The 5,400-nt window shown below is 75.1% G+C and carries 7 protein-coding genes; all 7 read right to left on the bottom strand.

Going from position 1 to position 5,400, the window contains the following annotated elements:
* Positions 1 to 759 (bottom strand): transcription antitermination factor NusB (locus tag Q7W29_01150; GenBank protein ID MDO9170423.1); only part of this gene is annotated, 759 nt, incomplete at its 3' end.
* Positions 756 to 1,691 (bottom strand): methionyl-tRNA formyltransferase, encoded by a 936-nt coding sequence (gene fmt, locus Q7W29_01145; protein MDO9170422.1) that lies wholly within the window; start codon positions 1,689 to 1,691, stop codon positions 756 to 758. The genes Q7W29_01150 and fmt, both read right to left, overlap by 4 nt.
* Positions 1,688 to 2,218 (bottom strand): peptide deformylase, encoded by a 531-nt coding sequence (gene def, locus Q7W29_01140; GenBank protein ID MDO9170421.1) that lies wholly within the window; start codon positions 2,216 to 2,218, stop codon positions 1,688 to 1,690. The genes fmt and def overlap by 4 nt, the downstream gene beginning before the upstream one ends.
* A 2-nt stretch (positions 2,219 to 2,220) precedes the next feature.
* A complete protein-coding gene (gene yajC, locus Q7W29_01135; GenBank protein MDO9170420.1) occupies positions 2,221 to 2,547 on the bottom strand; it encodes a preprotein translocase subunit YajC in 327 nt (108 codons plus the stop codon).
* A gap of 101 nt (positions 2,548 to 2,648) precedes the next feature.
* Positions 2,649 to 3,845: a tRNA guanosine(34) transglycosylase Tgt gene (gene tgt / locus Q7W29_01130; GenBank protein ID MDO9170419.1), complete on the bottom strand. Its 1,197-nt coding sequence runs from the start codon at positions 3,843 to 3,845 to the stop codon at positions 2,649 to 2,651.
* 13 nt (positions 3,846 to 3,858) lie between these two features.
* Positions 3,859 to 5,127 (bottom strand): S-adenosylmethionine:tRNA ribosyltransferase-isomerase, encoded by a 1,269-nt coding sequence (locus Q7W29_01125; GenBank protein ID MDO9170418.1) that lies wholly within the window; start codon positions 5,125 to 5,127, stop codon positions 3,859 to 3,861.
* Positions 5,114 to 5,400: Holliday junction DNA helicase RuvB C-terminal domain-containing protein (locus Q7W29_01120; protein MDO9170417.1), on the bottom strand; the 287-nt coding region annotated here is incomplete at its 5' end. The genes Q7W29_01120 and Q7W29_01125, both read right to left, overlap by 14 nt.

Here is a 5,400-nt window from a genome sequence, read left to right as displayed (position 1 = left end):
CGCCGCCTGGACCGCCTCGTCCTGGACGATCAGTTCCGGTCGGGTCCGCAGCAGTGCCGCCAGATCGGCGCGCTCCTCGCTCGCGAGCAGCAGGGCGCGCGGGCTCAGCTCCCCGGGGCGGGCGGAGCGGCCGGCGGCGGCCAGGGCCGCGGCGACGGCCGCGGGATCGGCGGGCGCCAGCACGTGCACGGCCAGCGGCGGGGACAGGTTGTTGCAGCGGCAGAGTTCGGCGGTCGCCGCGAGCCCGTAGCGCGCGCGCCACCGCGCGACCAGCCAGCGCGGGTGGCTCCACCAGGTCGACAGCCAGCCGTCGGGGTCGCGGGCGGGGTCGGGGAACAGCGCGTGCAGGGCCTCCTCGCGCTGCGGCGCCCCGTCGATCGTCCGCCGCACCGACTGCAGCAGCCCGTTGACGAAGGGGGCGGGCCAGGGACCCGCGACCTCGCGCGCCAGGGCCACGCTCTGGTGGATCGCCGCGTGGTCCGGCACGCGGTCCATGCCCAGCAGCTGGTGCAGGCCCAGGCGCAGCACGTCGGCGATCTGCGGCGGCGTCGCAGCGTCGTGGCGCGAGAACCGCCGCACGAGGTGGTCGTAGCGGCCGCGCCAGCGCAGCGCGCCCTTCACGAGTTCCGCGAGGAAACGGCGGTCGCGCTCGTCCGGCAGGCGGGCCAGGGCGTCGTCGAGGGCCGCGTCGAGGTTCTCGTCGCGCTCGGCGCGCTGCAGCACGTCCCAGGCGAGGCGGCGCACGGGGTCGAGGCTCATGAGCGCAATCGGGTGCCGGCGGGGATCGGGCAGCCGCGCAGGAATTCCGCGGCGGTCATCGGCTTCTTGCCGGGATTCTGCAGGCCCGTCACCAGCAGGACGCCCTCGCCGCAGGCCACGCACAGGCCCTCGTCCACCACCGCGAGCACGGTGCCCGGCTCGGCGCCGGAGGTGTGGAAGGACCAGGGCCGGGCCTCGGTGATCTTGATCTGGTGGTCGGCGAGGAAGGTCGTGGCGCCGGGCCACGGCTGCAGGCCCCGCACCTGGTTGTGGACCTTCACCGCGGAGCGCTCCCAGCGCAGGGGCGACAGCGAGCGGTTGAGCTTCGGGGCGTAGACGGCGCCCGTCTCGTTCTGCGGCGTCAGCGGCGCGCCGCCCGGCTCGAGGCCGCGCAGGGTGCGGACCATCAGGTCGGCGCCTAGGCCGGCCAGGCGGACCAGCAGGTCGCCGGCGGTCTCCTCGGGGTCGATGGCCACCGCGTGCTGGGCCAGGACCGGCCCGGTGTCCACGCCCGCGTCCATGCGCATGATGCTGACGCCGCTCCAGGCGTCGCCGTGCAGGATCGCGTAGTGGACGGGCGCGACGCCGCGCCAGCGCGGCAGCAGCGAGGCGTGCAGGTTGATGCAGCCGAGTCGGGGCAGGTCGAGCAGGGACTGACGCAGGATGTGGCCGAACGCGGTCACCACCACGGCGTCGGGCGCCGCGTCCGCCACCAGCTGTGTGACGCGGGCGGCGTCGCCCGGGCCCCACTCGACGACGGGCAGCCCGTGCCCGCGGGCGGCGTCCTTGACCGCGGTCGCCTCGAGCTGGCGGCCGCGCCCGGCGCGGCGGTCGGGCTGGGTGACGACCAGGGGGATCTCGGCGCGGCTCTCGACCAGGGCGTCGAGCGTCGGCACCGCGAAGTCCGGCGAGCCCATGAACACGATCCTCACGCGCGACCTCCCGTGGGGCGCAGTCGCCGCAGACCCAGCCGCAGTTCCACGCCGAAACGCCGCCAGGGACCGAGGTGGTCCACCATCAGGATCCCGTCCAGATGATCCAGTTCGTGCAAGGCGATGCGCGCGGCCAGGCCGTCGTCGCGCAGCAGGCTGGCCGCGCCGTCGGGATCGCGGTAGCGCACCACCGCGGCGCGCGGCCGCGCGATCCGCCGGTAGATGCCGGGGAAGGACAGGCACCCCTCCTCGAACACGGTCGACGGGCCGCTCGTCTCCTCCAGCACGGGGTCGAGCATCACCAGCGGCGGCCGCTTCCCCGCGAGGTCCGGCTGCACCACGATCACGCGCCGGTCGTCCCCCAGCTGGGGCGCGGCCAGCCCGACGCCGCGGTGGTGCCGCATGAGCGCGAGCATGTCCCGGACGAGCTCGTCCAGCCCCGGTTCGCCGGGCTCCGGGCTGCGGCAGACCAGGCGCAGGCGCCGGTCGCCGTACAGCACCAGGCGACGCGGCGCGGCGGCGGTCACCGTCAGGCCGGCAGGACCGTGGCGACCGCGCTGCGGGCGATCTCCACCTTGACGCCGTCGCCGATGGTGCAGACCAGGCGGTCGTCCTTGACGCTCTGCACGGTCGCGAACAGGCCGCCGGTGGTGACGATCTGGTCGCCCTTCTTGAGGCTCTCGAGCATCAGGCGGTGCTTCTTCTGCCGCTGGGCGTTCGGGCGCCAGATCAGCAGGTAGAACACCAGCACCATCATGCCGATGAAGACGAAGTTCATGAGGATGGCGCCCTGCCCGGGCGCGGCCTGCCCCTGCTGGGGCGCGGGGCTCATGGCGAGGAAGTTGACCAGCGACATGTCGTCTCCTTGTCGTCGTTCGTGCTCGGCGCCGCTCCAAGATGGCACAGCGGGGGGCCGCGGGCAAACCCGGAGTCGCGGACTGGGCAATGCGGATCCGTTCAGGGGCGGTCGACGTCGCCGGCCAGGCGCCGGCGCTCGCCCTCCTCCCAGCGCGCGAGGAAGGCCGCGGCGAAGGCCTGCAGGCGTCCCGCCGCGATGGCCTCGCGCAGGCCGCGCATCAGCGCCTGGTAGAACCAGACGTTGTGGGTGGTGGCCAGCGTCAGGCCGAGGATCTCGCCGCAGGACAGCAGGTGCCGCACGTAGGCGCGGCTGTGGCGCGCGCAGACCGGGCAGCCGCAGTCGGGGTCGAGCGGCCGCTCGTCGCGGGCGTAGGCGCCGTTCTTGACCACCAGCCGGCCGTCGTGCGTCAGCACGGTGCCGGTGCGGCCCATGCGCGTCGGCAGCACGCAGTCGAACATGTCCACACCGGCGAGCACGCCGTGGACGATGTCGTCGGGGAAGCCAACCCCCATCAGGTAGCGCGGCCGGTCCGGCGGCAGCAGCGCCGCCGTCGTCGCGGTCATCTCCCGCATCAGGGGCACGGGCTCGCCGACCGAGACGCCGCCGATGGCCGTGCCGGGCAGGTCGAGGGCGGCGACCAGCTCGGCCGAGCGCCGCCGCTGCACCGGGTCGAACCCGCCCTGCACGATGCCGAACAGCACGCGTTCGTACCCGTCCTTGTGGCGGCGCCCGCCGGGGCCGAAGGCATCGCGGCAGCGGCGCAGCCAGCGGTCGGTGCGGTCCACGGCCGCCGCGACGGCGGCCGCGTCGGCGCCGTGGGGCAGGCAGTGGTCGAAGGCCATGACGATGTCCGCGCCCAGCGCCAGCTGGATCTCCATCGACAGCTCGGGCGTGAAGCGGTGGCTGCTGCCGTCCAGGTGCGAACGGAAGGCCACGCCGTCCTCGTCGACCTTGTTCAGCGCGGACAGCGAGAAGACCTGGAAGCCGGCGCTGTCGGTGAGCATCGCCCCGTCCCAGCCCTCGAAGCGGTGCAGCCCGCCGAGCGCCTCGATCAGCCGGTGGCCGGGGCGCAGGTACAGGTGGTAGGTGTTGCCGAGGATCAGTCGGGAGCCCGACGCGGCCACCTGCTCGAAGGTCATGGCCTTGATCGAGCCATGCGTGCCGACGGGCATGAACACGGGCGTCTCGACCTCGCCGTGGGGCGTGCGCAGCCGGCCGCGGCGCGCCGCGCCGTCGCGGGCCGTCACCTCGAAGCTGAAGGGCCGGTCGAGCGCCGGCGGGGAATTCTGGTTCATCGTCCGTCCCCGTTCATCGTCCGTCCTGCGGCATCGCGGCCGCGTCCGGCAGGACGAGCATCGCGTCGCCGTAGCTGTAGAAACGCCAGTCGCCGTCCACCGCCCGCGCGTAGGCCGGCCGCCAGCGGTCCGTCCCGCCGAGGAAGGCCGCCAGCAGCATCAGCAGCGACGAGCCCGGCAGGTGGAAATTGGTGATCAGGCCGTCGGCCGCCGTGACGGCATCCGGCGGGGCCACGAACAGCCGCGTCAGCCCGGACACGCGCCAGCCTCCGGCGGCGATGGCGTCGCCGGGCTCGCGCACGGCCTCGCCCGCGAACTCCGCCGGCGCGTCCGGCGTCCCCGGACCCCAGCGGCGCCGGTCCGGCCCGTCGCGGTCCAGGTCCAGGCGGCGGGCCGTCTCGAGGACCCGCAGCGTCGTGGTGCCGACCGCAACGACGCGTCCGCCCTCTCGCCGGCAGCGCCGCACGGCGGCGTCCGTCGCGGCCGGCAGCGTGAAGCGCTCGGCGTGCAGGCGGCGCCGCGCCAGATCACCGGCGTCCGGCGCCCGGAACGTGCCGGAACCGACGTGCAGGGTGACGGTCGCCCAGCCGACGCCGGCCTCCCGCAACCGCGCCGTCAGCTCCGTGTCGAAGTGCAGGCCGGCGGTCGGAGCCGCGACCGAGCCCCGCTCGTGCGCGTACACCGTCTGGTAGCGCTCGCGGTCGAGCGCCGCCAGCGCGGGCGCGGTGCCGGGGCCGCGCCGGATGTAGGGAGGCAGGGGCGTCTCGCCACGCCGCTGCGCGAGGTCCGCGAGGTCGCACCCGCAGGCGCGCACGACGAGCCCGCCGCCCTCGGTGCGCCCCACGATCTCGATCGTCCCGTCCGGTTCGGACGTCCCGCCGCCGCCCTCGAGATGCAGCCGCTCGCCGTCCTTCAGGCGGCGCATCGGCTGGGCCAGCGCCAGCCAGCAACCGTCGGCAGGTCGCCCGGCGACGCATGCCCCGGCGTCGGATTCTTCGTCGTGCAGGGGCCGTTCCAGCAGCAGCTCGACGCGACCGCCGCTGGCCCGGCGCAGCCGCAGCCGCGCCGGCAGGACCCGCGAGTCGTTGACCACCAGCAGGTCGCCCGCGCGCAGCAGCGCCGGCAGGTCCGCGAAGCGGCTCTCGCCGCGCACGGCCCCGTCGCGCCCGACCAGCATCAGGCGCGATCCGGTGCGCTGCGGGGCTGGCGACTGGGCGACGAGTCGCGGGGGCAGTTCGTAGTGGAAGGCGGGCGCGTCGGCCGGCGGCTCAGAGCAGGTCACCCTGGCCGTCCTGGCTGCGGCGGGGCGGGGCGAGCCCAAGGTGGGCGCAGGCCCGTTCCGTCGTCTCGCGCCCGCGCGGGGTGCGCTTGAGCAGGCCCGTCTGGATCAGGAAGGGTTCCACGACGTCCTCGAGCGTGTCCTGCTCCTCGCCCAACGACACCGCGAGGTTCTGCAGGCCGACGGGCCCGCCGGCGAAGTGCTCGACGATCAGCCGCAGGTAGCGCCGGTCCAGCGGCTCCAGGCCGAGCCGGTCGACGCCCAGCCGCGTCAGCC

It is taken from the genome of bacterium (assembly GCA_030654305.1).
GTDB lineage: Bacteria > Krumholzibacteriota > Krumholzibacteriia > LZORAL124-64-63 > LZORAL124-64-63 > PNOJ01.
The sequence above is the reverse complement of the archived record's forward strand: the minus strand, read 5'-3'. Positions and strand labels throughout refer to the sequence as shown.